The organism is Fusobacterium ulcerans ATCC 49185 (assembly GCF_900683735.1).
GTDB classification, from domain to species: domain Bacteria; phylum Fusobacteriota; class Fusobacteriia; order Fusobacteriales; family Fusobacteriaceae; genus Fusobacterium_A; species Fusobacterium_A ulcerans_A.
In genome coordinates this window covers 3,714,601-3,741,357 of record NZ_LR215979.1, presented here as the reverse complement: position 1 = coordinate 3,741,357, position 26,757 = coordinate 3,714,601, and the positions used below count along the sequence as shown (strand labels likewise).

23 protein-coding genes are annotated in these 26,757 nt (G+C 30.1%); 9 read left to right on the top strand and 14 right to left on the bottom strand.

Translation table 11 applies throughout. The annotated features are described in order from the left end of the window. Nucleotides 1-6: 6 nt before the first annotated feature. The gene (locus E0E45_RS17035; RefSeq protein WP_130892237.1) at nucleotides 7-1,176 is read right to left on the bottom strand and encodes a M20 family metallopeptidase; all 1,170 of its coding nucleotides are present in this window, start codon (nucleotides 1,174-1,176) and stop codon (nucleotides 7-9) included. A gap of 15 nt (nucleotides 1,177-1,191) precedes the next feature. Further along, nucleotides 1,192-2,604 carry a YfcC family protein gene (locus E0E45_RS17030; protein ID WP_130892236.1) on the bottom strand — a complete coding sequence of 471 codons (1,413 nt, stop codon included), beginning with the start codon at nucleotides 2,602-2,604 and terminating at the stop codon, nucleotides 1,192-1,194. Nucleotides 2,605-2,767: 163 nt separating this feature from the next. Between E0E45_RS17030 and E0E45_RS17025 the strand changes: the two genes are divergently transcribed. The 5 genes from E0E45_RS17025 to E0E45_RS17005 all read left to right on the top strand — a co-directional run bounded on the left by E0E45_RS17025 (nucleotide 2,768) and on the right by E0E45_RS17005 (nucleotide 8,573). After that, on the top strand, nucleotides 2,768-3,679 hold the full coding sequence (locus tag E0E45_RS17025) for a LysR family transcriptional regulator (RefSeq protein WP_130892235.1): 912 nt from the start codon (nucleotides 2,768-2,770) through the stop codon (nucleotides 3,677-3,679). Nucleotides 3,680-3,731: 52 nt separating this feature from the next. Beyond that, complete coding sequence (locus tag E0E45_RS17020; protein ID WP_130892234.1) at nucleotides 3,732-5,111, top strand: sigma-54 interaction domain-containing protein; 1,380 nt, start codon at nucleotides 3,732-3,734, stop codon at nucleotides 5,109-5,111. A gap of 206 nt (nucleotides 5,112-5,317) precedes the next feature. After that, nucleotides 5,318-6,259 carry a 3-hydroxyacyl-CoA dehydrogenase family protein gene (locus E0E45_RS17015; RefSeq protein ID WP_130892233.1) on the top strand — a complete coding sequence of 314 codons (942 nt, stop codon included), beginning with the start codon at nucleotides 5,318-5,320 and terminating at the stop codon, nucleotides 6,257-6,259. Between the two features lie 18 nt (nucleotides 6,260-6,277). Beyond that, entirely contained in the window at nucleotides 6,278-7,180 is a 903-nt protein-coding gene (locus E0E45_RS17010; RefSeq protein WP_130892232.1) for a 3-keto-5-aminohexanoate cleavage protein, read from the top strand. Between the two features lie 37 nt (nucleotides 7,181-7,217). After that, entirely contained in the window at nucleotides 7,218-8,573 is a 1,356-nt protein-coding gene (locus E0E45_RS17005) for a short-chain fatty acid transporter (RefSeq protein ID WP_130892231.1), read from the top strand. 103 nt (nucleotides 8,574-8,676) lie between these two features. Here E0E45_RS17005 and E0E45_RS17000 read toward each other — a convergent pair whose 3' ends face one another. The 3 genes from E0E45_RS17000 to E0E45_RS16990 all read right to left on the bottom strand — a co-directional run bounded on the left by E0E45_RS17000 (nucleotide 8,677) and on the right by E0E45_RS16990 (nucleotide 12,138). Then, on the bottom strand, nucleotides 8,677-9,408 hold the full coding sequence (locus tag E0E45_RS17000; protein WP_130892230.1) for an ABC transporter ATP-binding protein: 732 nt from the start codon (nucleotides 9,406-9,408) through the stop codon (nucleotides 8,677-8,679). Between the two features lie 4 nt (nucleotides 9,409-9,412). After that, nucleotides 9,413-10,951 carry a glycine betaine ABC transporter substrate-binding protein gene (locus tag E0E45_RS16995; protein ID WP_130892229.1) on the bottom strand — a complete coding sequence of 513 codons (1,539 nt, stop codon included), beginning with the start codon at nucleotides 10,949-10,951 and terminating at the stop codon, nucleotides 9,413-9,415. A 305-nt stretch (nucleotides 10,952-11,256) separates the two neighbouring features. Beyond that, on the bottom strand, nucleotides 11,257-12,138 hold the full coding sequence (locus E0E45_RS16990; RefSeq protein ID WP_130892228.1) for a LysR family transcriptional regulator: 882 nt from the start codon (nucleotides 12,136-12,138) through the stop codon (nucleotides 11,257-11,259). A gap of 172 nt (nucleotides 12,139-12,310) precedes the next feature. On the opposite strand from E0E45_RS16990, the gene E0E45_RS16985 reads away from it, so the two are divergent. Continuing rightward, nucleotides 12,311-13,750, top strand: coding sequence for an SLC13 family permease (locus E0E45_RS16985; protein ID WP_130892227.1), 1,440 nt, complete (start codon nucleotides 12,311-12,313; stop codon nucleotides 13,748-13,750). Between the two features lie 14 nt (nucleotides 13,751-13,764). Then, nucleotides 13,765-15,006: a 2,3-bisphosphoglycerate-independent phosphoglycerate mutase gene (locus E0E45_RS16980; RefSeq protein ID WP_130892226.1), complete on the top strand. Its 1,242-nt coding sequence runs from the start codon at nucleotides 13,765-13,767 to the stop codon at nucleotides 15,004-15,006. A 192-nt stretch (nucleotides 15,007-15,198) separates the two neighbouring features. On the opposite strand, the gene E0E45_RS16975 is transcribed toward E0E45_RS16980, so the two are convergent. From E0E45_RS16975 to E0E45_RS16935, 9 genes are read right to left on the bottom strand one after another with little or no spacing between them, the layout of a single operon-like run. Further along, nucleotides 15,199-16,401: a phosphopentomutase gene (locus E0E45_RS16975; protein ID WP_130892225.1), complete on the bottom strand. Its 1,203-nt coding sequence runs from the start codon at nucleotides 16,399-16,401 to the stop codon at nucleotides 15,199-15,201. 2 nt (nucleotides 16,402-16,403) lie between these two features. Further along, the gene (locus E0E45_RS16970) at nucleotides 16,404-17,558 is read right to left on the bottom strand and encodes an alanine racemase (protein WP_130892224.1); all 1,155 of its coding nucleotides are present in this window, start codon (nucleotides 17,556-17,558) and stop codon (nucleotides 16,404-16,406) included. 1 nt (nucleotide 17,559) lies between these two features. Beyond that, nucleotides 17,560-18,663 (bottom strand): aminotransferase class V-fold PLP-dependent enzyme, encoded by a 1,104-nt coding sequence (locus E0E45_RS16965; protein WP_130892223.1) that lies wholly within the window; start codon nucleotides 18,661-18,663, stop codon nucleotides 17,560-17,562. After that, nucleotides 18,663-19,544, bottom strand: coding sequence for a phosphotriesterase family protein (locus tag E0E45_RS16960; RefSeq protein WP_130892222.1), 882 nt, complete (start codon nucleotides 19,542-19,544; stop codon nucleotides 18,663-18,665). Before E0E45_RS16960 ends, E0E45_RS16965 begins: the two co-directional genes overlap by 1 nt. Next, nucleotides 19,537-20,568, bottom strand: coding sequence for an amidase family protein (locus E0E45_RS16955; protein WP_130892221.1), 1,032 nt, complete (start codon nucleotides 20,566-20,568; stop codon nucleotides 19,537-19,539). The genes E0E45_RS16960 and E0E45_RS16955 overlap by 8 nt, the downstream gene beginning before the upstream one ends. A gap of 51 nt (nucleotides 20,569-20,619) precedes the next feature. Beyond that, complete coding sequence (locus tag E0E45_RS16950) at nucleotides 20,620-21,906, bottom strand: YhfT family protein (protein WP_130892220.1); 1,287 nt, start codon at nucleotides 21,904-21,906, stop codon at nucleotides 20,620-20,622. A gap of 9 nt (nucleotides 21,907-21,915) precedes the next feature. Beyond that, nucleotides 21,916-22,275, bottom strand: a complete 360-nt coding sequence (locus tag E0E45_RS16945; protein WP_130892219.1) for a DUF2620 domain-containing protein — start codon at nucleotides 22,273-22,275, stop codon at nucleotides 21,916-21,918. 29 nt (nucleotides 22,276-22,304) lie between these two features. Continuing rightward, the gene (locus E0E45_RS16940) at nucleotides 22,305-22,661 is read right to left on the bottom strand and encodes a PRD domain-containing protein (RefSeq protein WP_130892218.1); all 357 of its coding nucleotides are present in this window, start codon (nucleotides 22,659-22,661) and stop codon (nucleotides 22,305-22,307) included. 18 nt (nucleotides 22,662-22,679) lie between these two features. Beyond that, nucleotides 22,680-23,561 carry a YhfZ family protein gene (locus E0E45_RS16935; RefSeq protein ID WP_130892217.1) on the bottom strand — a complete coding sequence of 294 codons (882 nt, stop codon included), beginning with the start codon at nucleotides 23,559-23,561 and terminating at the stop codon, nucleotides 22,680-22,682. Between the two features lie 324 nt (nucleotides 23,562-23,885). Between E0E45_RS16935 and E0E45_RS16930 the strand changes: the two genes are divergently transcribed. Both E0E45_RS16930 and E0E45_RS16925 read left to right on the top strand, forming a co-directional pair. Next, on the top strand, nucleotides 23,886-24,686 hold the full coding sequence (locus E0E45_RS16930; RefSeq protein ID WP_130892216.1) for a MurR/RpiR family transcriptional regulator: 801 nt from the start codon (nucleotides 23,886-23,888) through the stop codon (nucleotides 24,684-24,686). A gap of 165 nt (nucleotides 24,687-24,851) precedes the next feature. Continuing rightward, nucleotides 24,852-26,741, top strand: coding sequence for a beta-glucoside-specific PTS transporter subunit IIABC (locus tag E0E45_RS16925; RefSeq protein WP_130892215.1), 1,890 nt, complete (start codon nucleotides 24,852-24,854; stop codon nucleotides 26,739-26,741). Nucleotides 26,742-26,757 lie beyond the last annotated feature (16 nt).

The following is a 26,757-nucleotide window of genomic DNA, read 5'->3' as shown; positions in this document are numbered from 1 at the left end:
TAAATTTTATTTATATATCTTTCTATTAGTTATATACTCTTCTTTTATTTTCTGCAGTATTTTTTCATCATTAATTATGTCATAAGCTGTTCCAGCAATAGCTTTTGCTCCATATATTACACAATTATGAGCCTCTTCTGATTTTCCTGCATTTATATATTCCTGAGAATGTGAAGATGTTCCTGTAGGAACAAATTTTACTCTGATACAGCTTCCTGGTATTTCATGCATAACATTACCAAAATCAGTTGAGCCAGTTTTTTCTCTAGGTTTTGTAATTCCAGGAATTCCTATAAGCTCAGCATTTTTAATGAAAAGATCATTTAATGACAGCACAGGTATCTTATTATCAAGAGATTTCCCTTCTGTCAGCTCATATTCTACTCCACTCATAATAGCTGCACCTCTGATTACATCTTTAAAACGTTCTACTACAGTATCAAGATATTCTCTCGAAAAAGAACGAAGTGAGAACTTACCTACTGCTTTTGCTGGAACTACATTCTCTGGTCCAGGTAATTCTTTGACAGTATAGTGCATACGTACATCATCTTTTACATGTTCTCTCATAAATTCTATTCCTTGAAAAGATAGAAGCAGAGCATCAAAAGCACTTCTTCCACTTTCAGGCATCAAGGCAGCATGAGCTCTCTTTCCATGATAAGTCACAACAAAAGATGATTGAGCCAAACATTTTATATCTGTGCAAGTATCTGGAGCTCCATGCATCATCAATGCTACATCTATATCTTTGAAATATCCTGCTTTGAGCATATTTAATTTCCCACCAAAAGTTTCTTCTCCAGGAGTTCCATAGACCACTATTGAAAAATCTTTATCTTTAATTATATTTTTTAATGCTGCTGCTGCTCCTACACAAGAAGGTCCCTGCATATGATGTCCACAACCATGCCCCAGTCCCTGCAATGCATCATACTCACAAAGTATTCCTATTCTTGCTCCACCATTTCCTTTATTATACACAGCTCTGAAAGCTGTTGGTAAGCCTGCTATTCCTCTTTCCACCTGAAAACCATTTTCTTCTAAATAGTTTGTCAATACCTCTGCTGCTTTTACCTCGTTTCCATCACACTCTGGATTATCAAAGATAAAATCTGACATCTCTATTAACTTCTTTTTCTCTATTTCTATTTCCTTAAATAACTTTTCTTTCATTTTTTCTCCTCTTTTTTACATTGGTCCTAATTTTATAATTTGTGCTATTATAATCATAACTGATCCTACCACTAACCATAGGATAAAACATTTCCACATAAATTTCATCCAACGGTCATAAGGGATATTAGCTGCTCCTATTATTCCCATTAATGCAGTTGATGTAGGAAGAATATAGTTACAGAAACCATCTCCAAAGTTAAATGCTAAAATTGTAGTCTGTCTTGTCATTCCAATTAAGTCAGCTAAAGGAATCATTATAGGCATAACTACTGATGCCTGCCCTGAACCTGATGTTATAAATACATTTATTATTGTATTAGCAATCAACATTCCTACTCCCTGCAGATAGAAAGGAATAAGATTCAACACTTTAGCAAGGGAATGAACAACAGTATCAATGATCTGTCCATCTGCCATTATACTACCTATACTTCTTGCAAGTCCAATTATAAATGCTGCTCCTAACATTATTTTACATCCATTTAGAAATTCTTTACATATTGTATTAGCATCAAACCCAGCTATTATTCCTACTACTATTCCTAAAGTAAGAAAAATACAAGACTGCTCTTTTAAACTCCAACCAAGTAGTATACATCCATAAACTATTGCTCCCAATGCTACTACCAAACATAAAATTATAGTCCATTTACGTCCATCCATCTCTCCAAAATTTTCTAAATTAGTAGTTTCTTTAAGTTCATTTTTCAGATCTAAATCATACATAGGAGAAATCTCTGGATTTTTTCTTACTTTCTTTGCATATCTTACCAGATATATATTTGTTGCTATAAAATATACTATAAAACATATAGAACGATATCCTATTCCTGAATACAAAGGAAGATCTGCTATTTTTTGACTAATTATTGTTGTACTGACATTGAGAGTTCCTGTAGAAAAACCAATAGCTCCTCCCAATAGAATTATAGCTACTCCACAAATAGAATCCAATCCCAATGCCAATGACATCATTACCATTACAGGAGCAAAGGCAATAAACATATTTACTCCTTGAGTTGTACATATAAGTCCAAATACTAAAGTAAGAATAGGAATAAATACACCTATATGATTAGAAAATTTCTTTGCCAGTTTAGCTATTACTGTTTGAAGAGCTTCACTTTTAGTCAGCATATGAAATGCTCCCCCTGAAAATAGTATTACCAATAGAAGATCTATATTTTTAATAAAGGCTTCTACTATATACATAGGAATCATTAATGGATTCACTGGAGTATTTTTTATATAATTAAATTTAGTTGGATCTATTACTTTTATCCCTTTTTCATTAGCATATCTTGCATATTCTCCCCCTGGAATAATCCAAGTCAAAACTACTGCAGTCACTATAATAACAAAAATAATAACAAAAGTGTGTGGCATTTTAAACTGTTTTTTAGGCTTTTCTTTTCCTTTTTCCATAACTTTTCTCCTCTTTCCTATTTTTTTGTATTAAAACCATGCATAGTTTTGTATTGCTTTTTTAAATTAAAATTATTATAATACAATTATAACTATTAGTCTAATTTAAAATTGTTTTATTTAGTATAGCCTAAAGCTATATTTTACTAAAAGGAGAAAGATTATGGACTTAAGAGAACAAGAATATGTTACAGTTTTGGCTAAACATGGAAATATTACAAAAGCAGCTGAAGAATTATATGTTTCCCAGCCTACTCTTAGTATTTTTCTAAAACGTCTGGAAGAGAGAATGGGAATAAAGCTATTTCAATATATTGGAAAAAAAATGGTTCTTACCCAAGCAGGAGAATTATATGTAAAAAGAGCAAAAGAACTTCTCATAATCCAAAATCAATTTTTAGGAGAACTTTCAGATTTAGTTGCTGGATATACTGGTAGAATAAGAATTGGAACTCATATTCGTCGTACCAGCTTTTTCATTCCAGAATTACTTGTAAAATTTGAAAAAAGCTATCCAAATATAGAGATTGTTTGTTCTGAAACAAGTAGTGAAGAAATGGAAAAAATGTTATTAGAAGGTGAATTAGATATTATCTTTACAAATAAGTTAATGTCCCTTGATAAGCTAAATGTTATTTCTATCTATAAGGATAAACTTCTTCTTGCTATTTCTCCCAATAACCCTGCCTGCAAGTATGCTGTTAAAATTAAAGATCATGAATACCCATGGTTAGATTTAAATCATGTAAAAAATAATAGATTTATAATTCAAGATATTGAACAAGCTACAAGAACTTTTACTAATAAAGCTTTGGCACATGCTAAAGTCAATCCTGAAAAGATTTTTGTTATCAGAAATATGGAAGCTGCTTCTCAACTTGCTGCTGAAGAATATGGTGTTGCCTTTACTATGGCAAGTTATGCAAAATATTTTTCTTACTACAAACCAGTGAATTTCTATGAAGTGGGGGCTCCTGATTTTTTTGTAAATATTTGTGTTGCCTATAGAAAAGATTTTTATCTTCCTACATATATTCAAGATTTTATTTCCTTGATTAGAAAAACCTTTGTATAAAAAAGTTTTAAAATATATGTCTGTTTTTTATAAAACATTGGAGGGAAAATATATGATAGATAATAACACTTTATTGAGAGAAGGATTAGAAGCTTTTTCTAATTTTATAATAATAAATGCTGATGGAGAAGTAGTTTATCTAAACAAGGTCTATGCCCGACTGCTGGGAATTGACCAAAAAGACGCTATTGGAAAGAGAGTGGATAAAATCATCCCCAATACAAGACTGCTTAATGTTATAAATACTGGTATTCCTGAAATAGGGGCAGTAATGAATCTCTTTGATCATGAACATAATAAAAATATAACACTAATTTGCAACAGATATCCTATTATGTATGAAGATAAAATTATAGGAGCAGTGGCTATGACTACTCTAAACAATATGTCAGAAGTGAAAGCTCTAGAAAAGGAAATAACAAAAATTAAAGAAGAAAACAGAAAAATTAAAAAACAGCTGGAACATTATCAGCAAACTTCAAATCCTTTGTCGCGAGTAATTGGAATATCTTCTGAAATAAAGAAATCAAAAGATCTAATAGAAGAGTATGCAAAATCTAATTTCCCTATACTTATAACTGGAGAAACAGGGGTAGGAAAAGAAGTTTTTGCTGATGCAATTCAATATTTAAGTAATCGAAGCTTGAACAACTATATAAAAATAAACTGTGCTTCTATTCCAAAGGACTTGCTGGAAGCTGAATTATTTGGTTATGAAGAAGGAGCTTTTTCAGGAGCTAGGAAAGGTGGAAAAATTGGAAAATTTGAATTAGCAAATAATGGAACTATTCTATTAGATGAAATAGGAGAGATGCCACTTTCATTACAAGCAAAATTACTTCGTGTCCTTCAGGAAAAAGAGATAGAGAGAGTTGGAGGGCTGGAAACAATAAAGTTAAATATAAGGATCATCTGCTGTACAAATTCTGATTTGGAATATCTGGTAAAAGAAAAAAAATTCAGAGAGGATTTATATTATCGAATAAATGTAGTGGAACTCGATATTCCACCTTTGAGAGAGCATATAAAAGATATCCCCATTCTATGCAAATATTTTATAAATAAATTTAATGAAGAAGAGTATTTTGAAATTAAAGAAATCTCTCCTCAAGTATTAGAGATATTTAAAAAATATGACTGGCCAGGAAATGTAAGGGAATTAAAACATGTTATAGAAAGAGCAGCTTTTTTATGTAAAGGTGACAGTATTGAATTAAAAGACTGTCAATTTTTTCTGAATAAGATAAACACTTCTAAAAACTCTGTAAAAAACAAGAGTTCTCTAAAAAATATAAAGAATGACAGTGAAAAAAATGCAATAATTGAAGCTTTAAAAAAATCTAAAAATAATAAAACAAAAGCTGCTGCATTACTGAATATAAATAGAAGTCTGCTCTATTTTAAAATGAAAAAATATGATATTGAGCAATGACACCTGTTAATAACAGCAACACTTTGTCCTAGAAATAGGACTTTTTTCATTTTATAAAAAATAATTTTTCTGAAATAAAGATATATTTTGATTGGCATAAAAAATGCTTATATAATACTAACCTCTATTCACCATATCACCAAAATACAACATCTCTATAACATAAGCAAAGAATAGTATAGTAGTAAAGTAATTGGAGGTATCCTATGATTAAAAATATAAGTGTAATTGGTGCTGGAACAATGGGACATGGGATAGCAAATGCATTTGCTAGGTATGGCTATAAAATAAGTATGTATGACAGAAATAAAAAAAATCATGAAAATGTGATGGATGAAATAAAATCTGAATTAGAATTTATGGCAGAAGAAAAATATATAGATAAAGAATTAATAAATTCAACCTTATCTAATATAAAGATTTTTTCCAATTTAGAAGAAACAGTTAAAGATTCTGACTATGTAATAGAAACCATCTCTGAAGATGTAAAATCAAAACAAGAACTATTTAATCAATTAGATAAAATCTGTCCTATAGATACAATATTATCCAGTAATACATCAAGCTTATCATTATCAGAAATTACAAAAGATATTTCCAGTGAAAGAAAAAAACGTGTAATGATATGTCATTGGTATAATCCAGCTCACCTTATGCCTATAATAGAACTTTCATATTTTGGAAATATGTCTGAGGATATATTTTCAGATGTCTATGCTCTCTATATAAGTATTGAAAAGCAACCAATAAAAGTAAGAAAAGATATTCCAGGAATGATAGCTAATAGATTGCTTCATGCACTGGCAAGAGAGGTTTTTTATCTTGTTGAAACAGAAGCTGCTTCATCAGAAGATATTGAAAAAGCATTAAAATATGGTCCAGGATTTAGAAGTGCTACAACTGGAATATTAGAATCAGCCGATTTAGGAGGATTGGATATATGGTGTACAGTGGAGGATAATCTTTTTAAAGAATTGAACAACTCTGACAGAGTCTGTGATTTAATGAAGCAAAAAGTTAAAGAAGGTTGTTTAGGTTTAAAAACTGAAGAAGGATTTTTTAAATATCCTAAGGATGAAAAAGAAAAAATAAGGAAAGATTTTTTTAGACGACTAATAATTCAGCTTAAAGCAAGTAAGAATTATTAAAACAGAGGAGGAATAAACATGAAGAAGACAATTATCACAGCAGCAATAACTGGAGCAGTACATATTCCAAGTATGTCTGAATATCTTCCTGTTACTCCACAGGAGATAATAGATGAAGCTGTGGCTGCTCATGAAGCAGGGGCAGCAGTAGTCCATATACATGCAAGAAAAGAGGAGAATGGTGAACCCACAGGAGATCCTGAAATAATGAAGAATATTGTAGATGAAATAAGAAAAAAATGCAATGTTGTAATAGGAATAACTACTGGAGGAGCTATTGGAATGTCTTCTGAAGAAAGACTTGCAGCTGTTCCTTCCTGTAAAGCAGAACTTGCTTCATGTAATGCTGGTTCTGTAAATTTCTGTTTTTCTCCTATTGCAGACAAAATAAAAGAACCAAAATATGGCTGGGAAATTCCATTTGTTAAAAATACATATAATCTTCCTTTTATAAATACTTTTCAAGGAATAGAAGATTATATAAAAGTTATGAAAGAAAATGGTACAAAGCCTGAATTTGAAGTATATGAAGTAGGAATGATAAATAATATCGCATATTTTATGAAAAAAGGCTTATTAAAAGGTCCTGTATATATTCAATTTGTTTTGGGAATTATGGGGGGACTTCCTGCTACAGTGGATAATCTTCTATTTTTATACAATACAGCAAAAAAACAACTAGGAGATAATTTTGTATGGTCATGTGCTGCAGCTGGAAAAGATCAATTTGATATAGTAACAGCAGCTGTTATTCTTGGGGGAAATGCAAGAGTTGGAATGGAAGATAATCTATACATAGAAAAAGGAAGACTAGCAAATTCAAATGTAGATGGAGTAAAAAAAATAAAGGAAATCATAGAATTATTAGGAAAGGAAACAGCTACATCAGATGAAGCAAGAGAAATTCTTCTTGCTGAATAAAATTCATCTAAAATAAAAAATATCTTGGAGGTAAGACATGATTAAAAAATTAACAAATTTCTGTACAAACATGGTACAGGCATTTTTACCTGATCCTTTTATTTTTGCATTAATATTATCAGCAATAGTATTTTTATTAGGAGTACTGACAAATGGAGAAACACCATATCAAATGGTATTGCATTGGGGAAATGGATTCTGGGGGTTTTTAGGATTTTCAATGCAGATGGTACTTGTAATAATATTTGGAAATTGTCTGGCAACTGCTCCAATTTTTCATAAACTGGTAAAAAAACTTGCTTTAATTCCAAAGACTCCAAAGCAGGCAGTCGCATTTGTTACTTTTTCAGCAGCTATAGCTACTCTGATTCAATGGGGGTTTGGATTAGTAATTGGAGCTATTCTTGCAAAAGAAGTTGCAAAAACAGTAAAAAAAGTGGATTATCCTCTTTTAATAGCATCTGCATATTCAACATTTATGCTATCTGTTTTAACTAGTTCAATCACATTGAAAGCAGCAAGTAATGTAGATGAGCTTACAAAAATAACTGGGGGAACAGTTACTCAACTTATTTCTCTGGGAACTACAAGTTATCACATCACTACTTTAATAGCCCTTTTAATAATGCTTATTACTCTTCCTTTGTTAAATGCAGCTATGCATCCTAGTGAAGAACATACAAAAACTATTGATGCAAATTTATTAAAAGAAGAAACTGTAGTAATGGAAAGACCTGAAAAACCTACTGTGGCTCAACGTCTCGAATACAGTAAAATCATACCAGTATTGATATTTATCTCAGGAATCACTTTTGTAATAAATCACTTTTTCATCCTTGGTAAAAGTCTTAATATTGATATAATGAATTTCATTCTTCTTATATTTGGAATTTTACTACATAAAACACCTATCAACTATATACAGGCTGTTGGAAATGCTGCAAGAAATTCAGCAGGAATTATATTACAGTTTCCGTTCTATGCTGGAATTATGGGAATGATGACAGGATTAAATTCCACTGGAGTATCAATAGCAGGATTGATATCTGAAAAAATGGTAGCTCTTTCTTCACCTCATACATTTCCTCTGTTATCTTTTGGAAGTGCAGCTATAGTAAATATGTTTGTTCCATCTGCTGGAGGACAATGGGCTGTACAGGCACCAGTATTATTTCCAGCAGGACATGCATTGGGAGTAAGTCCAGCATTGACTACTATGTCTTTGTGCTGGGGAGATACATGGACAAATATGATACAGCCATTCTGGGCATTACCTGCTTTGGGAATAGCTAAACTTGGTGTCAGAGATATTATGGGATACTGTGTAATGGTATTCTTATGGACAGGAATTATTATTCTGGCATCAATACTTATGTGGACATATATATTTTAAAAAATCTTAAAACTAAAAGAGGGTGATTTTTGAATCAACCTCTTTTTTTTATATTCAATATGTTTTCTACATATAATTTAATCTTCTATAAAATTTACCTCTTTTATTTCTGATATTTTATTAACTTCTTTATAAAATCACTTGCAGGGTTTTTCAATATATTTTCTGGAATATCAAACTGTTCTATTAAGCCATTATTTAAAATCAGCACTTTCGTCCCCAATCTCAAAGCCTCTTCTACATCATGTGTCACAAATAGTATAGTAAGCCCTGTTTCACTTTGTATTCTGATTATCTCATCTTGTAAATTTTTACGAGTAATTTCATCTACTGCACTGAAAGGTTCATCCATGAGAAGAATATCTGGTGAGGCTGCTAAAGCTCTTGCAATCCCTACTCTTTGCTGCTGCCCTCCTGAAATCTCATCTGGATAATGTTCTAAAAGTTCTTCATCTAATCCCACAATTTTCAGCCATTTATGAACTGCCATCTTTGTTCTTTTTTTATCATTTCCATTAAGGAGAGAAGGAACATATGAGATATTCTGCTCCACAGTCATATGAGGGAAAAGTATACTTCCCTGAATAGCATACCCTATATTACGCCGTAAATCTACTGGATTGCTTTTCAAAATATCCTTTCCATCAATCAATATACTTCCCTCATCAAAACTAAGAAGTCTATTTACTAATTTTAAGAGAGTAGTTTTTCCACATCCTGAAGGTCCTAGAATTGTAACAAATTCTCCTTCTTTTATTTTCAAATTTATATCTTTGAGAATCTTTTTATCCCCATAACTTTTAGAAATATTTTTAAATATAATTTTATCTTTCATAATCTTACTCCTTCACATATCCTTTTTCAATCAAAAATTTATGTGCCACATTACTAGGTTCCATCTTCATACTTTCAACCTGATAATTCATCTCTGCCATATCTTTGTCAGTTATACTATTTTCAAGCTTTAAGAGAATATCTTTTAATTCTGGATGAGTTTCAAATACCTCTATTCTCACAACATTTCCAGCCTTATATGAAGGATAGAAAGAAAGGTCATCTTCAAGTACAACAATATCAGCATCTGCCAGCTGTCCATCTGTTGTAAATATATTCATCGCATCAATTTTTTCATCTTTTATAGCCTGATATTTCAATCCAATATCCATATCCATTGTAGATGAAAATCTCATGTGATAAGCTTTTGATAAAGCATCATATCCATCTTCACGTTCAAAGAAATCATACTCTGCTCCAAAAATTAGTTTGTCAGATACTTTTGCTAAATCTGAATAAGTCTTTAATCTATATTTATCTGCTGTTTTTTTATTCACTGCCAAACCATAAGTATTATTAAATCCATACATTCCATGCCATATCATATTAAAATCTTTCTGATACTTCTTATTCATCTCTTCAAAAAGCTTTTCTGTATAGATTCCTTTTTCTTTTAATACCTGATTCCATCCTGTTCCTGTATACTCTGGATATAAATCAAATTTTCCAGCTTCCATTCCCAGCTGAATATTAGTAGTTCCTCCTCCAACTCCAGATGTGAGCTTTACAGTTAAATCTGTATCATGTTCTATTAATTCCTTTAACATCTCTCCCAAAATATATTGCTCTGTCATAGGCTTTGTAGCTATATGAATTACATTTGAAACAGGTGTAAAAAATGCAGAAACGACAAATTTAATCAATATTGCAGTACCTATAACTCCCATAATAGCAGTATAGATATACTTGCTCTTTTTCCTTATTGACAATAATTTTTCTCCAAAATTAAGAATTGCATCAAAGAAAATTGCCAGAAAAGCAATAAGCAGACTTCCTGTCATAGTCATAATTGGATTATTTGTTGTAATTCCACGATAAATTGCTACTCCCAATCCTCCTGCTCCTATGAAAGAAGCTATCCCTGCCAGTGCAATTGTCATAGTAACCATACTTCTGAATCCTGAAAAAATAACTGGAAATGCTAAGGGAAACTTTATTCTAAAAAGAATCTGCCATGTTGTGCTTCCCATTCCCTTTGAAGCTTCTAATATAGCTGGAGAAACATTTGCAAGTCCAATATAGGTATTTCGTACCATTGGAAGCATTGCATATATAATAAGTGCAGTAATTGCTGTCTTGTTTCCTATACCTGAAAAGGGTATAAGGAATCCCAACAGAGCAATAGATGGAATAGTATATAAAAAATTTACAACAGATAAAATAATCTTTGAAATATAACGAAATCTTTCAATAAAAATACCGATCCCAAGACCTATTACAGCAGCAATTATTACAGCTGTAAATGAGATATAAATATGCTGCCAGAGTAAATCTAAAAAGAAATTTTTTCGTTCTAATAATATTTTAAAAATTTGTATAATCATAGAAACTCCTTAATCTTTTTTTAATTTGATAAAGAGAATGACTTCTAAATAAAAATATAACTTTAGTTTTTTAGCCATTCTTACAAATAGACTTTGATATTTATACATATCAATTATGTTGTTATTTAAGTATAACATTTAAAATCTGACATCAGTATGTCATAGTTTAAAAATAAAAAATTAAGAAATTATAATAAATATGAAAAAAGATATAAATAGAAAAATGGTGCTGTATCAAAAAACAGTACCATTTTGCTAAATTATAAGTTTTATTCCCTTTAAACATTAAAATATATCTTTTTCATCTACCCAGATATTAATTTTATAAACTCATTTGCAGCAGGAGTCAGAAATTTATTTTTTATATAAACATACTGTATCTCCCTTTGAATATCCTCTTCATCAAAATCAAGAGCTGTTACCAATCCACTTTCCAATTCTCTTTTTACAGAATTTACAGAAAGAATTGAAATTCCAATATTATTAATAACAGATTCCTTAATAGCTTCCTGATGACTGATAAAAAGTTTATTATTAAAATCAAAATTATATTTTTTAAATACCTTATCTAAAAATTTAGACTGAGATGAAGTTGGTTCTTTTGTTATATACAAGTCATCTGCAACATCAAATAAAGAGCAGGATTTCTGTCCAAATAATCTATGCTTATTTCCCACTATTAGTTTCAGATTATCATCAATATACTTATTAATAACGTAATAATTATCTTCTTCTACAATATAGTCTGAAAGAAAAATAAATTCCAGTTGATTTTTATGCAGCATATTCAATATATTTTTAGAAGAATTAATTATCATATTTATCTCTATTTTTGGGTATTTATTATGAAATTTTGAAATAAATTCAGGCATCAGATACACTCCAATAAAGTTTGTTGTTCCAAAATTTAAAGTTCCATGTTCTAAGTTTTCAATCTGCTTTATATACTCTCTTGCATTATAATAAGATGCCAACATCTCCTCTGCATATTTTTTAAAATATTCCCCCTGAACAGTGAGAAATATTTTCTTCCCAATACGATTAAAAAGAGGCACATTAAGCTCATCTTCCAGAGCCTGAATTCTTTTGCTTAAAGCTGGCTGTGAAATATAGAGTACTTCTGATGCCTTTGCAAAGTGCTTTATTTCTGCTAAAGTTACAAATGATTCTATTTTATCTATATCCATAAAAATCTCCTCCCACACAAATGATAACAAAAAGTTATCAAAATGTAAAGATAATTCGATTGCATTAATAAACTGAAATGTTTATAATAGATTCAACAGTAACTCATTAAATACAAAAATTACTAAAATCGATTTATTAGTAAATGTTAAAACAAAGGGAGGAAGAATTAAAATGTCAGTCACTCAAAAGAAAAATCTAGTACCCATACTCAGTACCATAGGGGCAGTTATTGTATTCTTTGTAATACTATTAATGCCTCTGCCTCAAGGAATGTCAGCAGCAGCTCAAAAAAGTTTAGCTCTGTTTACATTTGCATTAATAATGTGGATTGCTAAGCCAATTCCTATTTATCAAACTTCAATTATTATCATTTTGCTACTTCCATTAATTGGAGCTGTAAAAAAACAAAGTCAGGCTTTTGAAACTTTAGGTTATAGTATTATCTGGCTAATGGTAGCCGCATTTGTATTAACTTCAGCAATGAGTGCTTCAAATCTTGGAAAAAGAATTGCACTTATTCTAACAACTAAGTTCTCAAAAACTCCTACTCAAACATTAATAGTTTTTGTATTCATTAACTATATATTAGCATTCTTTGTCCCATCTACAACTGCAAGAGCTTCACTGATTGCTCCAATCATCTTAGTTATACTTGAAGTGTACAAAGCTGTTCCAGGAAAAAGTAATTTTGGAAAACTGATAATGCTTCAGGGAGTACAAAATAATGCCTTTGCTACATCAGTAGTAATGACTGCAACTTCAGCACAAGTATTAGCTCTTGGATTTATAAATGAACAAACTGGAGCAAGTGTTGGATATATGTCTTGGTTGTTAGGTTCTCTTCCTCAGGCTCTTCTTACTACTATAATCGCCTTTATTGTGGGACTTAAATTATACAGCCACAAAAATGAACTTGGAGATGTAATGAGTAATGCTACAATTTCATTGAAAAAACAACTGACTGATCTTGGACCTATGTCAACAAATGAAAAGAAAGCATTATTTATCTTCATGCTAACACTATTTTTATGGGCAACAGGAGATTACCAGCAAGCATGGTTTGGGTTTAAAATCAGTACTGAACAAACTGCTGTTTTAAGTATGCTTCTTTGCCTGCTTCCTGGAATTGGAGTTATCACTTGGAAACAAGCAAGTATCAAATGGGACTTGATGGTATTCTCAGCAGGAGCTTATGCTGTAGGAAATGCTGTAGACAATACTGGTGGAGCTGCATGGGCCATTGATAAATTAATAAATATTATTGGATTGGATAAAATGTCTCATTCTCTAGTGGCAATCACTTTAATTTTTATAACTGTATTCAGCCATCTTATCTTTACAAGTAAAACAGTAAGAACAACTATCTTGATTCCAGCCATTATTGCATTAGCAAAACAGCTCGGTATGGACCCAGTGTCACTAGCTCTTGTTTGTTCTTTTGGAATAGCATATACAATTACACTGCCACCACACTCAAAAGTTAATACTCTATACTTTGGTACTGGGTACTTTGATGTTAAAGATGAACTTGTGTATGGATTAATTTCTTGTTTCATAGGATCATGCTCACTATCATTGATTTACTTCACATGGATAAAATTTGTTATATAAGGAGATAAATAATTATGGAAAGAAAAGTACTTTTGGCTATAGCAGATGGATTAGGAGACAGACCTTGTGAGGCACTTGGAAATAAGACTCCTTTAGAATATGCTGAAACCGAAACTTTAGATATGCTTGCAAAAAATGGGACAACAGGAATTATGGATTTATACAAAGCAGGAGTACCAGTAGGTACAGACCTTGGACATCTGATTCTATTTGGTTATGGAATTGAAGATTATCCTGGAAGAGGTCCTATTGAAGCTTTTGGAAAGGGAATGGAATTAATAGAGGGTGACATTGCCTTTAGATGTAACTTCGCAACTGTTGATGATGATATGAATATAGTTGACCGTAGAGCTGGAAGAATCAGAGAGGGAACAAAAAAACTGGCAGACGCTTTAAGTGGAATGATGATTGATGGAATTACAGTTCTTTTCAAAGAAGCAACTGAACATAGAGCAGTTATGGTTCTTAGAGGGGAAAATTTATCTTCTGCTATCTCTGATACAGATCCTAAAAAAGAAGACCTTAAAATAAAAACTTCTACAGCAAAAGATGACAGCAAAGAAGCTGCTTTCACTGCTGATCTATTGAATAAAGTTATTGTAAAAGCTCATGAGATTTTGAAAAATCATCCTTTGAATATAAAAAGAATTGAAGAGGGAAAATTTCCAGCTAATTGTATTGTTACAAGAGGAGCAGGAAAAATGCCTAAAATAGAAAAAATAACAGAAAAATTAAAATTTAAGGCCTGCTGCATTGCTGCTGAAGATACAGTTCTAGGTGCTGCAAGATTAGCTGGATTTGAAACTGTAACTGACAGCAGTTTTACAGGAAATATTGATACAAATATTGAAAAAAAAGCAAAGGCAGCTGTGGGAGCTTTAAAAACTAATGATCTTGTAGTCTTACATTACAAAGCTACAGACTTAATGGGGCATGACAACAATCCTCAGGGAAAAGTTGAAGCCATAGAAAAATATGATAAAATGCTTAAAATTGTTCTTAACCTCATAAAAGAAGAAAAATTAAATGATGTAATTATTGCCCTTGCTGCTGACCATTCAACACCTTGTGAAAGAAAGGAACATAGTGGCGATCCTGTTCCTGTTGTTATAAATGGAAAAAGTATCAGAAAAGACTACGTTGAAAAATATGATGAAATTTCTTGCAGTCAAGGTGGGTTAAATAGAATTAAAGGTTCTGATTTTATAAGTATTCTACTTGATTATTTAGAGTTAGTAGTTAAACAAGGAAATTAATTATTTTGAATTTAATTGATATTAAAAGTTATTATGTAAAAAGGTGTCAGTCTTCAAAAGTTCTAACACCTTTTTTATTTTGGAAATACAATATCTATGACACTCATATATAAATAGATAAATATTTTCAAAGCAAATTGAAATTAGTGGATTTTTTAGTCCATAAAATCATAGTGAAAATTACAGATAAATCTATAATTTTTTCAAAAAGGACTCTCCATTATCTGGAAGTATTCTTCCAAAATATTCAGCTACAGTTTGCCCAATATCTGAAAGAGTCTTTCTTTCTCCTATATTTTTTCCACTTAATTTATTTTTTTTATAAACTAAAATTGGTACTAATTCTCTTGTGTGATTGGAATGACCAATATTTGGATCATTTCCATGATCTGCAGTCACTATAAGTATATCTTCCTCATCTAATAATTCCATAACTAATTTTAATTTTTTATCTACAACTTCAAGTCTATTCCCATATCTTACTGAATCTTCCTGATGTCCAGCTAAATCTGTTTCTTGTATATTAGCACAAATAAATCCAGTTTTATTTTCTTTAATCTCCTTAATTAGTCTGTCCATAATTTCATCACTATCTACACCAAAAATAGATTTCCCATTTAGATTCTCAACTATATCTGCAACCTTTCCTATTAAAATAGTTTTGGCTGCTCCTTCTAAAATCTTTGGCAACTGTACCCCACTATTGATTCCATATCCCATATGTTGTACTTTATATCCTTTTTTATAAACTCCAGACTTTGGAGCATTTATTCCTGCAAAAATCAAGTCTTTGCATTCATAGGCATCTTTTATATTTTCTAATGTTACTTCTTCACCACCAAAAGTTATAACCCTAGGAACTTTTACAGCTCTTCGTACAATTTTTCCTATCTTTAATAATTCATCATAGCTTATGAGATCTAAAGCTCCAGTTATATTATAAACTTGTCCTAAGTCAGCTTCAAGATTATCCCCTACAGTGGCACACTTATTTATTATTAGTATTTCTTGTGGAGAACCAAATCTTTCAACTGAATAACCATACTCTTTAAGTTTTTTCTCTACTTCATCAATAGCTTTATAAAAAGGTTCAACTTTAGGTTTTTTAGGATAGGTTCCCATAAGTTCTTGATGTCCATAAAAAGTGTCACACCAAAAGTGCATTAAATTTGCTTTTCCGTACACAGCTTCCTTTGAATATTTTACATTTCCAATTTCTAGTTCTGCTGCATTGGCAATACCTAATCTTTCTAAATTAGGTATATATAAATTAGGATTGCTCTCCAATACACTTTTATATGTATTTGCTCCTATGTCTTGAGGTCGAACCATTTCTACATCTTTCATTTCACCAATTCCAAAACTATCTAATACCAATACTACAAATCTTTTCATAATTACATCTCTCTTCCTAAACTGTCATAAATACCTATAATTTTAGGATTTTTATCCTTTATTCCTTCAATCAATGCTACATTGCTTCTTGTAACAAATATCTGAGTTCTAAAAGCTCCAATAACTGTTTCTCCTACTTTATTATTTCCACATATTTCAAAATAATAATCAATACTCTCCATAGTAGGAAACTCTATTGTTTCTCTTCTCATTTTTTCAAACTCTTTCCCTACTAAAATATTTTTCATTCCAGAGCGCCTATAGTGTCCCCCACCATAACAATAGGATTTTTTATCTAAATTATGAGATATTTCAGATACATAAACAATTGCAGGTATTTCTCCATCTAAATTTTTACTGTTAAATGGAGTTGTTCCTGTCAGAGCATGTCCTGGTTCCCCATGAGTTCCACCATGAACTTTTATATCCTCAATATTTTCTAAAGAAGTAACTGATGGCATATTCAATTGCTCCACAATAATTCCCATATCTTTCAATATTTTCTCAGCTTTTTTTATTGTTTCAATATTTTTAGTTCCTTCAATTATATTTTTATCAAAGTTATATAAAAAACATGGAAAAGATGTAAGTCCATTAATTCTGACATTTTTAAATTTCAAAATATTTTCAGACACTTCTTTTATTTCATCTAAATAAAATCCACCACTTTGACCTGAGTAAATTTTACTGTCTTTTTCCAAAACTCTTAACATTATATCTTGAATTTTTCCATATTTTTTTGCTATTGAATTAATCTCTTTTATTTTTTCTAAAGAATAAACAGTTATAATCTCAGGATTATGACAAATAACCCTTTCTACAAGAGCTGAAGGAATTTGAACTAAATGACCAACATTTCCAAGTTTTACTCCGTTGTTCATCATAACTAAAGTTTCTTTAAAATCTACAGTTACAACACCACAAAATCCAATTTCAATCAATTTTTTAGCTAAATATGGAATTCGCCCAAACTGTTTTGTCATAACATAAAGTTTTATTCCATTCTTTTGTGCTTTTTCATAAAGATCTCTTCCATTTTTTAAAATAGCATCTACATCCAAAACATATGTATCTGGTAAAATTTCACCTTTTTGATGAAGTTCTATTGCTGTTTTTATTAATTCAGAATTTTTTTCTTGCAAAACATCCAAAAACATATTATTTCACCTCTTTTGCCATTCGATAACTCTCTTTTAATATTCTAACTATTGTTTCTACCCCAGCTCTATTAGGGTTTATTCTAATCATCCTTTTTTCTAAAGTTGAATCTAGGGCTCTAAAAGTACCTGAAACTCTATAGAACAATGGTGAAAATTCATACTTTGACTCTGCACCTACAGGATTTGGCAAAGCTCCTAATTTTTCAGCATGAATCAGCATCTCTTCAGCAATATTTTCTTTTAACTCCACAATAATCACTTTAGACTGTGCATTCACAAGATAAGCTGCATTTATAAATTCTAATTCTCCATTATTAAATAAGGTGTACAATTGATCATTTACCTCTCCTTGAATAGCAAGTGATACAGGTGCATATACCAAACCTTTTAAAACATCTAATGCTTCATGTCCTTGGACTTGCCCTCCTCCAGAGTAGTTACTTTTGACTATTTTTTCAATAAATTCTTTTTTTCCAACTATACACCCAATTCCTTCAGGCCCTAATAATTTAAAAGTTGAAAATGCTGAAAGATCAGCACCTAATTCACTGCCAATTTCTTTTACCTTCATAACAGCATAATTATCATCTGTAACTATGGGTATTTGGTATTTTTTGATTTCATCAATAACTTCTTTTATATTATATGAATCATCTATTTTTTGACGAGTATATTGTATTAAGGCAGCATGAAAAATATTATTTTTTAATACCTCATTTAATTCACTTAAGTTATTAAAATCAGCCTCGACTTTTTCTATTCCCATTATTTTAAAAGTTACATTAGTTGTAGGGTAAACTGGAGCTTTATGTACTAATACTTTTCTTTCTTTTTTCTCATCTAAAATACTATAAAGTCCCCACTTTATAGCTGCTGTTCCTGAACCTCTTACAAGTACTGCTGCTTCACTGTTAAAAAACTCTGCTATAACTTTTTCAGCTTTCTCTGTAGTTAAAGGTTTATTTAATTTTTTAACAACTCCAAGATCACCTCTAGTTAAAATTTCATGCCCTTGAAAATGCCTTGTTATTATATCTATCATTTTAAATTGTTTCTCTTTTGCTGCTTCTATTCCTATAGACTCCAATGGATATGTTCTCATTATTTACTCCTAATTCCTAAAATTTTTTTTGGATTTTCTACCAATATCTTTTCTAAAAGTATCTCTTGTACTCCTATTTTTCTTAATCTTGGAAGAAAATTTTCAATTAAATATGCATAACCAATTCCACCATTGACTTTTAAATGAGATTTTCTTGTTAAATCAACAGACATTATTATTTTATCACTCCACCCTTCATCACAGAGTTTCTTTATAAACTGGGCCCTAATTTCATCAGGTAAATAGCTATTTTTTCCAATAGTATCAAATTCTATATAGGCTCCTCTTTTAAGAAGAGATCTTATATAATCTAAATTATTAGCTAAAGCTGTATGACCTAAAATAACTTTATTTAAATCTACTTTTAAATTTTCTAAAAAATCTAGCTGCTCATGTCCTAATTTTCCTAAACTTGTGTGAGTTGTTATAAAAACTCCCGTTGCTTTTTGAGCTATAGCTGCTGCATGAAAAACTTTTTTCTCAAGTTCAGTCATAACTTCAAAACCAGTTCCAATTTCACCAATAAATGTTGCACATTTCTTTTTTCCATCTATTCCAATTCTTATATCATCTATCATTTTTTGAGCTAATTTTTCGACATTTAATTCCTCAACTTCTTTTGGTAAAAATGGTTCTTTATAGTAGCCTGTAGACATATATATTTTTAACCCTGTATTTTCTTCCATTTTCATAACATAATCTACATTTCTACCAATTCCTATATTAGTCACATCTACAATTCTTGTTACTCCAAGCTCTTTTAATCTTAAGAACTCCTTTTTTGTTTCTTCAAAAGAATCTAATTTACAATCTAGATTATTTTTCTCTTTGGAAAGGTCAATTGTTACATGCTCATGCATATATGTTATATCTTTAATCATATTCCCTCCAATTTTTAAATTCTCTGTTGTCTATCTCTTTTAGTGGATAATTTAAAAAATACTCTTTGTAAAGTTCTGCTCTTTTGTCTTCACTTAAAATGAATGCTACTTCCAGTAAAGATTTTAAATATTTTTCACCCTTTGGCACTACTATAACTATTGCACTACCAATATCACCAGTTGGAATAGTTATGGCTGAACAATTCAACATATTCAAAACTTTTAAAAATCCTTTATTTGAACTTTTTTGAATTTCACTAGCTTTTTTACCCATAACCCCCAAAACAGAATCTCCTATTCCTTCAATTTCTATATCTTTTTCTAAATATATAAACATCTTGTAACTCTTAAATATATCTTTTAAAAAAGTTATCATATCCTCTCTTTTATAAGGTCTTTCACTAATCTTTAAAAAGTCTATCTCATAACTTTTACTTAACTTTTTACAATCTTCTAAATGCAAATCTATAACACAGCATTTTTCTATCTTTTCTTGAGATTCAGTTAAAAATATCTCACAAGTTTCTTGTAAATCTGAAAAATTTTGAGCAATCACTCCAATTCCTGGAATGAATTCTATGGAATCAGTAGATTTTTTTCTGCTTCTTCCCTTTATTCCAATTCCAGATAATAAAGCTGAATAAAGATTTAATCCAATGGCAGGTCCCAATACAGATCCTCCTCCATCAGTTCCAATTCCTATGGTATTTAATCCATATAAAATATTTATAGCTGTTCCACTGGATGACCCAATCATTAATTTTCCAGTAATAGGATTTAAAAGATTTAAATCTACAGCTCTTCCTCTATCACTGCAATTATCAATTGTATTCCAAGAATATCCTTTTACAAGTAATTTTTTTATAAATTCATTACTTATTTCACTGGTATCTTTAATTCCAAAAGTTTTGTAGTTAGAGTTTTTTCTGAAAAGTTCTAAAATTATATTTGGATTTTGCTTTTTTACACTTCTTCCTAAAAACTCCTTTGTCCTTTGTATTCCAGAAAGAACTTTTAAATCCATTTCTTCACCTCACTATAATTTAAGAGGAGTAAAAACTCCTCTTAAATTTTTTTATACACCATATAAACCTAAAATTGAAAATATATTTAATAAAATTCCAAACAATATAGCAGCAACTGGTCCTACTGCCATATCTACAAGTGGTTTTTTAGCTGTTTTATTTAATAAATAAACTCCAGCTACAAATAAATACCCAAGACCTGAAGCCATAGCATCAGCTGCAATCATTCCTCCAACAATTAATGCAACTTCTAAAACTTTAGACATAGCTGTTCTAATTTGATCTCCACATCCCTTTACTCCAGGAAATTTGTCCAAGAACTTAGCTATGGCACCAAGAGCATAGATCTCAATGCATATAGTTGCTGCTCCCCCAACAAAGGCAATTAAAGGATTTCCTGAAAAGATTCCTACAGCAAATACAAATGTCATTCCTGCAGGTGCATAAACCCCAGTAGCTATAGCTGTTGTAGCAACTAATGGTACAAATCCAATAGCTCTAGCAAGAGCAGCAAGTCCTGCTTCTGAAGTTTTTCCATCAGCTAAGAGATTTAAAGATATTGGATCTCCTGCTACTAGATGTAAACTTATAGCAGCAGATATTATTCCCCCCATAAGTGCTAATCCTAAAATATTTTTCTTTATTCTTTCAACTCTAGCAGCAAATATATTCAGTAACATTGTATTTGAACCTGGAGCATCTGTTACCACTTTTTCTCTCATAGCAAAAGTTATCATAATTATCATAGCAACAAGCAGAGCCATTCCATCTGGGTTTAAAACTATTTTACTTCCATCAAACATGAATGTTCCATATTTTTGAATAACCTGTCTCACAATTATTGTCAATCCAAAAGTTGTAGCCCCTTTTTTATATCCATACTGATAAGCTACCACTAAGGCTGGAAAAGCAGCAAAGGCAACTATAATAGGAGATCCTACTTTTCCAAGAGATGGTAAAAAATTTACTGGTAATTTAGCAAAAATATCTACAACAACTTTTAAACCTAAAGTTATAAGCAATCCGTAAAATCCACCAGCCACAGTTGAAAATACTGCTCCTTTTTTGTCAGAGCTAAAAGATGATCCTATTATATCAGTTCCTAAAAGAATACTATGAATTAAAATTATATGTGTAGTAAGTGAAAAAGGGATTCCAAACCCTACAACTAAACCAAAACTTAATGCAAAACTTGTAGCTGCTAATGACTTTCTATCCATTCTTCCTTCTAAAAATTCAGGAACAATAGGTCTCAATCCATCATTAAATACAGCCACTCCTCTGTTAGCTAAAAGTGCTGCTAAACTTCCTAATAATACTGCAACTATATAGTTCATCTATACCTCCTATTTTAAAATCTCTGCTAGAATAACTGGTACAACCACATCTATATGTTGAGCTGTAAATCCAAAAGCCTTTTTTCCAGCTGCAATTTCAGCTATAATTTCTTCATTACTTTTTATATTTCCTGGCATTGAAACTGTAGCACAGTTATTTGCTCCTAAAAGTGCAATAGCCATAGCTAAAGCTCCACCACCACCTGTATTACAAGCTCCTAAATAATAATCTGCTGTATTTGTTTTTACATCCATAGCTGCTTCAATATCCGTTTTTACTGTTACAATTGCTTTGTCACCACAAATATTTATTACCATTTGTGCTAATCTGTCTTTATCAATTTGTCCACCTATTACTATTCTTTTCATACTTTTCACTCCCTCATTATTTTTAATAATTAGATATTTTCTAAAATCACACAAATATTTACCAACATATATTTTTTTTCATTTTCTGGTAAAGTCACATCTAAAACTTTTGATAAATCCTTATAGATAAGATGGGCTTTTTCAATATATTCACTTTCTAGTGCCTCTTTAAATACATCTTCATCTATAGCTTTTACTGGCTCATTATTTTTTACTCTCATTATAGCCATTGACAGATGAGTAACCATCATTGCTCCATTCTCTTCAGTTAGTTCTATTTTATATTTTTTACTAAACATTTGGATAACATTCAACATTACATCCTTTGTGCAATCTGTTATAGCTTTTGAACTATTTAATATATCTAGCCTAGTTTGTAAATCCATTTTCCCTCCAATATTTATTTAGTCTATAAGTTTAAATTTTTCTTTATCAAAAAACTTTTTAAATATATTTTTAATAACTTCATTTCCTTTTTTTATTACTATAACAGATTCAGTAGCTAAAAGATTCCCTTCATTTTCATTAAGCTCTTCAATAACTATTCCATGTTTTTCTAAATGTATCATTTTATCTAAAACATCATCATAGTTCCATATAGCTGCATCTATTTTCTTAGCAATCAGGTTTTCAATAACCTCTGAATATTTAATATCTATAATCTTAATATTTTCATTTTTTTGAAAATTAAAATTCGTTAAAAAAATATGATCATTAGATTCAGAGTCTTTTCCAACATTAATTACTTTACAATCTTTTCTTTTTAAAATAACATGTTTTGTCACATAAGTTCTTGGACCAAATTCCTCTATAATCTCCAAATTAAATCCACTATCAATAGCATTTTGAGCAGCTAATTTTGAAACAACACCAAAATGGTAAACACCCTCTTCTATAAGTTTTTGCCTTACATATCCTCCTCTCATATGAGAAAAATATAATGGGATAGGTATTTTCAAACTATTTGTAATGTTGTCCATTATTTTTTTATACCTTTGGGAATATGTTATTGGCATAACACACAAAAGATAGTTTATTTTTAAAATTTCTAATAATTTTTTATAATCTATATTTTCAATAACAGTTCCATATTTGCCTTTTTTCTTTAAATCTATCGCTTTTATATCTGTTAATTCTTTCAAAGCTTTTTGTATTGTTCCTAAAGAAAGTTCTAAGTTTTCTGAATAATTTACTATTGTATCTAAATTATTTTCTATTTCTCTACTTAAAATATCTTTGGATAGGTTTATTATAGCCTTTTGTAATTTTCCAGTTTGATTATTCATAATTTTCCCCTTTTTTAATTTTCATTTTTTTGAAAATAAGGTTTATATATTTATTATAACCTATTTTTTTTACAATATCAACATTTTTAAGAAAATTAAAACTAATTTAAAACATAAATTTTATTATAAAAGTGGATATAATTATGAAATAATATTTGATTTTTAGGATTCATAGATAATTTATAATTATAACTTTAGTTTTATTATTAGCATAAGAAAAGTAAGCTATATGGCACTTCTTGACATAATATAAAATATAATTTATACTTTATTAAATCATTAAATTTTTATTATAACAATATGGAAATATATTGGAGGAATAATATGGGGAATTTATTAAATAGACTTTTAATCATGTTGAATGATAATGATTTAGATTCTACAAATTATCACATTGCAATGACATTATTAATGAATTTTCATTCATTGCATAAGCTTTCCATTGGAGAAGTAGCAAAATTATGTAACGTGTCAAAGTCTACAATTTCTAAATTTATCAGGATTTTAAATTTTGAAGACTATGCAGATTTTAAAGCTTCAGCTTCCTTCAAGGAAAATAGATATGGTTATAATTTAAATTATAATCAAAATATAGCTGAATATATAGAAAAATATGGATATAGCTCATATTTAAAATGTATTCAGCAGGATATAGATTCATTAAATGGAGAGGAAAATTTAAAAAATATAGAAAAACTGGCACAAGATCTCATTAGTTACAAAAAAGTTGCAAGTTTTGGTTTGCTGTTTTCAGAAATTGGAGCTATTGATCTGCAAATGAAATTAGCTTATAATGGTAAATTTTTAATTACAAATTTAGATGATGTGAAACAAGATACATTTATTAGGAGAGCAGATGAAGAAACATTAATAATTATATATTCTAACTCTGGATTTTATCTGAAAAAATATCAACTATCTGAATTTCAAGAAGAAAAAGATTATTCAAGAACAAAAGCAAAGATTGTTTTGATAACTGGAAATGAAGAGATGAAAAATTATTCTGGTATTGATAATTGCATAGCCTTCCATCATAATTCAGAAATTCAAAGTCATTCTATAATTTATCCTTTGATAAATGATCATATTGTAAATAAATATCGTCAATTAATAAAAAATAAATAGTTTTATAGAAATAGTGTATTATATCAAATTAAATAATACACTATTTTTATTTTTTAATTATTAATAGCATATAGTTTCCAAAAAACGAACTTTTAAATACTGATAAAAAAGTATGCTATGATATGGCTATAAATTCAAAAAGTAAAATATTATGGAGGTTATAACATGGTGAAACAAAATTATGACCAATTAGCAAAAGAGATTGTATTTCTTATTGGTGGAGAGGATAATATAGTAAATTTGACACATTGTGTAACTAGATTAAGATTTAAACTGAAAGATGAAACAAAAACTGATGAAAATAGTTTATCAAAACTTAAGGGAGTAATTTCAATAGTAAAAGGAAATGGTCAATTTCAAGTAGTAGTAGGAAATGCTGTAGAAGATATTTTTAATGCAATTCAAAAACAATATTCAATAGGAGAAACAGAAACAAAAGAAGAGAAAAAAAGCGGAACTATATTTACACGAGCTTTAAATATGATGTCAGCAATTCTAAATCCAATTGTTATTGCTTTAGCAGGAGCTGGTATGATAAAAGCTCTTCTTGTTATTCTTACAACAACATTGGGAATATTGGATACAAGTGGAGGAACATATAAGATATTGGCAGCAGCTGGAAACAGTGTATTTTACTTTTTACCATTATTTTTAGCTTATTCTTCTGCAAAAGCTTTTAAATGCAATCCATATATAGCACTAGCAATAGTGGCAACATTAATGGAGCCGAATTTTACAAACCTTATGTCAAAACCAGGTGATATAACATCATTTTTAGGAATTCCTGTAGTTTTGATAGGATATTCTGGAAGTCTGGTTCCTGCTATTGTTTCTATTTTGATTTATTCTAAATTAGAAAAGATTTTAAAAAAATTTATTCCTAAAAATATAGAACTATTTGCCCTTGCATTTGTTGCTCTTCTCATAATGGTACCTCTTACTGTCATTGTAATTGGACCAATTGGCGTATACCTTGCAGATCAAGTAGGTAATTTAGTTAATTTTTTAAGTGTAAAAAATGGGTTATTAACAGGAGCTGTTATTGGAGCTGGCTGGACTTTTCTTGTAATGTTAGGAGTACAGTGGGGTGTTGTACCTATTATGATTAATAATATTTCAACATATGGTTATGATGTGATACGGCCTATGATAGCAGCAGCAACATTTGCAAGTGCAGGAGCTGCATTTGGAGTATTTTTAAAAGCAAAAAACAAAGAAAATAAAGCATATGCACTTTCAGCTACAATTCCAGCCTTATTAGGAGGAATTACAGAGCCAATTGTGTATGGAATCTCTTTAAAATACAGAAAACCTTTTATAGCTCAAGTAATAGGAGGAGCAATAGCAGGTGGATTTATGGGGATGATGCATACTAAAGCTATAGTCTATGTATTTCCAGCACTGACTACTTTACCTGCATTTTTAGGAGAAACATTTATATATTATGTTATTGGAATTACCCTTGCATTTGTAATAACAGCAGTAATCACTTACTTTTTAGGAATAGATGAAAAAGAAGATGAAGAAATTAAAGTAGATAGAGAAGTTTATGAAGAAAATAGCAGTAAAACTAAAAGTGATCTTGAGGATATAATTATTAAATCTTGTATTGATGGAGAAGCAGTAGAACTTAGCAAGGTAAAAGATGAAGCCTTTGCATCTGAATCTATTGGAAAAGGTGTCGGAATCATCCCTGCAAAAGGGATTCTTTATGCTCCAGCTGATGGAGAAATTTCAACTGTATTTGTTACAGGCCATGCAGTAGGAATGGTGACTGACAGAGGTGCAGAGATACTAATGCACATTGGAATTAATACTGTTGAAATGAATGGAGAAGGATTTGTAAAAAAAGTAAAAGATGGACAGAAAGTAAAAGCAGGGGATGTCTTAATAGAATTTGATATAGAGAAAATAAAAAAAGCAGGATATGATACAACTACTATAATGGTAATTTCAAATACTGAAGATTATTCTGATGTAAAAGTATTAAATCTAGGTAAAGTAAAACAAAATAATGATATTTTAATAATCAGACAAGGCAATAAAAATCAATAAAGTTTAAAATAAACTT